Origin of the sequence: Coleofasciculus sp. C1-SOL-03 (assembly GCF_040220555.1) — a bacterium.
In the GTDB taxonomy this organism is placed as follows: Bacteria; Cyanobacteriota; Cyanobacteriia; order Cyanobacteriales; family Coleofasciculaceae; genus Coleofasciculus.
The window spans coordinates 1-4,260 of record NZ_JAVJUO010000092.1 but is presented as its reverse complement, the minus strand read 5'-3'; the positions used below and the strand labels follow the sequence as shown (position 1 = coordinate 4,260).

The 4,260-nt window shown below is 47.5% G+C and carries 4 protein-coding genes and 1 pseudogene; 4 read left to right on the top strand and 1 reads right to left on the bottom strand.

Features of this window, described 5'->3' with window-relative positions; genetic code table 11:
* Positions 1-165: 165 nt before the first annotated feature.
* Together RIE73_RS16120 and RIE73_RS16115 are read left to right on the top strand one after the other, a co-directional pair.
* Complete coding sequence (locus RIE73_RS16120) at positions 166-390, top strand: hypothetical protein (protein WP_446402138.1); 225 nt, start codon at positions 166-168, stop codon at positions 388-390.
* Between the two features lie 119 nt (positions 391-509).
* Complete coding sequence (locus RIE73_RS16115; protein WP_446402137.1) at positions 510-1,310, top strand: TPM domain-containing protein; 801 nt, start codon at positions 510-512, stop codon at positions 1,308-1,310.
* Between the two features lie 230 nt (positions 1,311-1,540).
* Here RIE73_RS16115 and pgeF read toward each other — a convergent pair whose 3' ends face one another.
* Positions 1,541-2,350 carry a peptidoglycan editing factor PgeF gene (gene pgeF, locus RIE73_RS16110; RefSeq protein WP_446402136.1) on the bottom strand — a complete coding sequence of 270 codons (810 nt, stop codon included), beginning with the start codon at positions 2,348-2,350 and terminating at the stop codon, positions 1,541-1,543.
* Between the two features lie 82 nt (positions 2,351-2,432).
* On the opposite strand from pgeF, the gene RIE73_RS16105 reads away from it, so the two are divergent.
* The gene (locus RIE73_RS16105) at positions 2,433-3,293 is read left to right on the top strand and encodes a biotin--[acetyl-CoA-carboxylase] ligase (RefSeq protein WP_446402135.1); all 861 of its coding nucleotides are present in this window, start codon (positions 2,433-2,435) and stop codon (positions 3,291-3,293) included.
* A gap of 268 nt (positions 3,294-3,561) precedes the next feature.
* Positions 3,562-4,260, top strand: a pseudogene (locus RIE73_RS16100) (RNA-guided endonuclease InsQ/TnpB family protein); the annotation flags it as partial.

Below are 4,260 nucleotides of genomic sequence, written 5' to 3'. Positions count from 1 at the left end.
GGAAAATAGGGCGTTTCGGCTTTTAGAAGTGAGTTTGACCGAACCTAATTTTGTACGGTTTTTCCTCCTTGTCTTCTTTCCTTCCTTGTCCTCCTTGTCTTGTCCCCACCCTAAAATAAAAAACCTACACCTGTCAGGGGGAGCGGGGGGAGTTATCAGTTATCAGTGAGCAGTTATCAGTTATCAGGAGATGGGGGAGATGGGGGAGATGGGGGAGATGGGGGAGATGAGGGAGATGAGGGAGATGAGGGAGATGAGGGAGATGAGGAAGATGGGGGAGATGAGGAAGTCAAGTTAACTCAAAACTCTACCTTACCTATTGCCTATTCCCTGTTCCCTGTTCCCTGTTCCCCGTTCCCTGTTCCCTGTTCCCTGTTCCCTGACGAATAACGAATGACAAATGACAAATATTAGAGTAAAGTAAACAAGTGTAAAGAAACTTGTACCTTAACCTAACCTTATCTCCCGTTTAAGATATTTCACCCCTGTCCATTGTTCTGTGTATCGCAATGCTGGATCTTTTCAAACGATTTTTGGTAATCTTGGCATCATTTTGTATAGCTGGCTCGGTTTGGGCGATCGCACCATCTGCCCAGGCTTATAACAACCCTGACCTACTCCCGGAAACCCAGACACCGATTATTGACTTGGCGAATCTGCTGCCCCAGCTTCAAGAGGAAGCCTTAATTCAAGACATAGAAACCTTTGAGGCGCAAACAGGCTGGAAGCTGCGGGTACTCACCCAATATGACCGTACACCGGGTTTAGCGGTGCGGGATTACTGGGGACTCAATGATAAAAGCGTTTTATTGATTGCTGACCCACGCGGCGGTAATCTGTTGGGCTTTAATGTGGGCGACGATTTATATCAGTTTCTACCCCGTACCTTTTGGGTCGAGTTACAGACACGCTTTGGCAACCTCTACTTTGTGCGCGAGAATGGGGAAAACCAGGCAATTGTCAATGCATTAGAGACGGTTAAAACCTGCCTAAATAAGGGTGGATGTCGAGTGGTTCCGGGCTTGCCTCAAGAACAGTGGATTCTCACCCTGATTACCTCCTTAGTTGGTGGTGTCGTTTTGGGATTTGCGGCGATTCCGCGCAAAGATGGACAACTTGTGGCTTGGCAATGGGCGTTAATCTTTTCTCCCTTGTGGGGTATTCTCTTCATTGCTTTCGGAATCGGTCCTGTTGTCACTCGGACGGCTGAATGGTTGCCTTTATTCCGGAATGTATTGGCGTTTGCGCTAGGGGCGTTAGTGGCTTACCTGTCACCGTTCATTGGTCAAACGACAGCGTCGGAAATGTAATTGATCATTTGTCCTTTGTTTTTCCCAGTAAGGGCGCACGTCTATCATCCGTGTCAACTTAAGCCATAATCCTTACCCATTCTAATTTTTAGCCACGGTCGAAGGGCGGGTTTATTCAAGTTATCAGTTGGGTGCTTTCATGTTATCTGTAAAACCCGCCCCTACACCCCCGCTCTAAGAGTTCTTTACCTTAAGTTGACACCAATGCACGTCTATGCGCCCCTATAATTTTATTTACTGACAATTCCTGACCACTGCACCTTTTTTTGCTGAGTGCGACGATAGGAGAAGAAATACTCCGGTTGCTGATAGGTACAGTGAGGCGCGATCGCAACTTGTTCATCCTGGAAGCCGAGTTGTTCAAGTTGTATCGCGTTTACCCGCCGTACATCTAAGCGAACTCGTCCCGGATGGGGATCATCGAAAATGGGGGAATGGGGAAGCTGCTGTAATTGCGGCAAAATTAATTCGGGAGTTGTTTTATCCGTTGGGATAATACTAGAACCCACGTCTATGGCGACGGTTTCCGAAACTTGATACACGTCTCCCGCAATTGCCGGTCCCATGGCAACCCTCAGATTGTCTAAGCGGCTACCTGTTTCTAGGAATCGCGCGATCGTATTGGGTACAATTCGAGACGCTGTGCCTCGCCATCCCGCATGAATCGCCGCAACTTGTCCCGTTTGTTCATCACCAATCAGTACAGGTGTACAGTCAGCCGTACAAACCCATACAGATTGCTGGGATTGTTCTGTGAGGATACCATCAGCCGCAGGCTTGTCAGGTGTCTGAGTCTCCTGTTGACTGACTGAACTGACAATTTCCGAGGGGGTCAAGACAGTATTGCCATGCACTTGGCGTACCCGATAAACATCCGCTTCAGGCTGCAAGGCTTCAACGATTTGGTCAGGAGTATGGGGTGAAAAGGCTGAGGTGAAGAAGCCGTGACGCCAAGGTTCTAGCAAGCTACAGGTTAGATACGGTAAGTTATCCCACGTTTGCCAGTGCCACGTATGCATTGATTTTTGTTCATGGTTCATGGTTCATGGTTTATTGTCTGCTGTGTCAAAAAGAGCGAAGCACAGGAGTACAATAAGCTAGCTTACTAAACTTTAAGCTGTAGTGGTACTTAATCAACAAGCTCTGGAAATAGCCCTGCAAACCGTCACGCAACAGCTATCCCACTCTAGACTCCCAGGACTTCAACACACCGGGGATTGTCCTATCCATTTAGTTGACAGCCTATCGTCTACTAATCAAACCCTCTGGGAATTACTAGACAGAGGAACCCCACCTCCTACCATTGTTATCGCCGCTCAACAAACCGCCGGACGAGGACAGTGGGGACGGCAATGGCAATCTGCTCCGGGTGGGCTATACTTATCGTTGGCTTTAACCACGAATGTGGAAGCCTGCAATAGCGCCCAGCTAACCATGTGCAGTGCTTGGGGCATTGCTATGGCGTTGAGATGCTATGGTATTCCTGTCCTGATTAAGTGGCACAATGACCTGCTGTTATTGGGCTATAAGTTGGGGGGGATTCTCACCGAAACTCGACTGTCTCAGGGGCAAATTACGAAAGCGGTGATTGGTGTAGGCATTAACTGGAGTAATCCTGTGCCAGAAACAGGGATTAATTTACAATCCTTTTTTGCGACTCAACCCATGAGTCCATCCGTAACCTCCCTGGAAATGTTAGCCGCAATCGTGATCCAGGGATTGCGATCGGGGTATCACTACGGGGTAGAATCAGGCATTGAGAATTTACGGTTGTCCTATCAAGGGTTACTGTTTCATCAGGGAGCCTCGATTCAGGTCAATGGACATCGTGGCATCATTAAAGGCGTCACGCCAACGGGTGATCTAAGAGTTAGCTTAAACTCAGCTCAGGCAATGGATACAAATGCTGACACCACCATTAGCCCCGAAATTCACCTCAAGCCCGGTACAATGAGTCTGGGTTATTCTCAAGACGCGCCTTGAGTCCAAACTATGAGTTGCTTAGACTACGAAATCGGTGTTCTCGTCTAATTAACTGTTGAGGGGTTTGGGGAGCTATAAATCCCACACCATACATTTCGACTTACCTCGACTTACCTCGACTTCGCTCGGTAACACGCTCGGTACAAGTCGCTCAATGTTGGTGTTGGGATGCCTTCACTTCCCAAGTCAATTGAGCGAGGTTCAATGCCTCCGAAATTGACGTTTACCGAAAGTTCTCCTTTGCAGTAGATTAAGCTACGATCAAGGTATGCTAAATCTGAACTACACCTATCGAATTTATCCTGATGCAGAACAAGTCGAATCGCTAAACGAGTGGCTCGAAACTTGTCGGGGTGTTTATAATTACGCCCTTAGAGAGCTAAAGGACTGGATTTCTTCAAGGAAGTGTCCAATAGATAGGTGTAGCTTAGAGTCAGAGTATATAATGAGCGCAGGTTCGGGTAATCAAAAAAGCTGTTGGCTGGTTTGCTGTCATAAGCATTCAATCTGACATTTCTATTCCTGAGCCTATACCGCAGGGTCACTTTATTGGGGTAGATGTTGGGTTAAATAGTTATTTGGCTACCAGTGATGGTTTCATAGAGCCAGGACGCAAGTTTTTCGCGGCATTCGGTCAGTTCAGAGATATTCTCTACTATGTGGCTAAACAACGCGGTGTTTATGTCGCTGAAGTTGACCATAAAGGTACATCCCAAACTTGTCCAAATTGTCGCATTGAGGTCAGAAAGGAACTTTCTGATAGATGGCATAATTGCCCAGAGTGCAAGTATGAAGTCGATAGAGATATAGCCTCAGCACAAGAAATCTGTAACCGAGGCTATGAACAATTGAGTACCCAGGGACTCTGGGGGAAAGAAATTGGCTGTCAAGTCGGGCTGTCGGGGGCATGGGTCCTAGATAAGTGGCGCAGGGCAGCAATGTCTAACAGCGATGTTGGAAGCCTACA

Excerpts from the sequence above, each read along its gene's own strand:
- RIE73_RS16115 (WP_446402137.1), top strand. The coding sequence starts at position 510 with ATGCTGGATCTTTTCAAACGATTTTTGGTAATCTTGGCATCATTTTGT.
- pgeF (WP_446402136.1), bottom strand. The coding sequence starts at position 2,350 with ATGAACCATGAACAAAAATCAATGCATACGTGGCACTGGCAAACGTGG.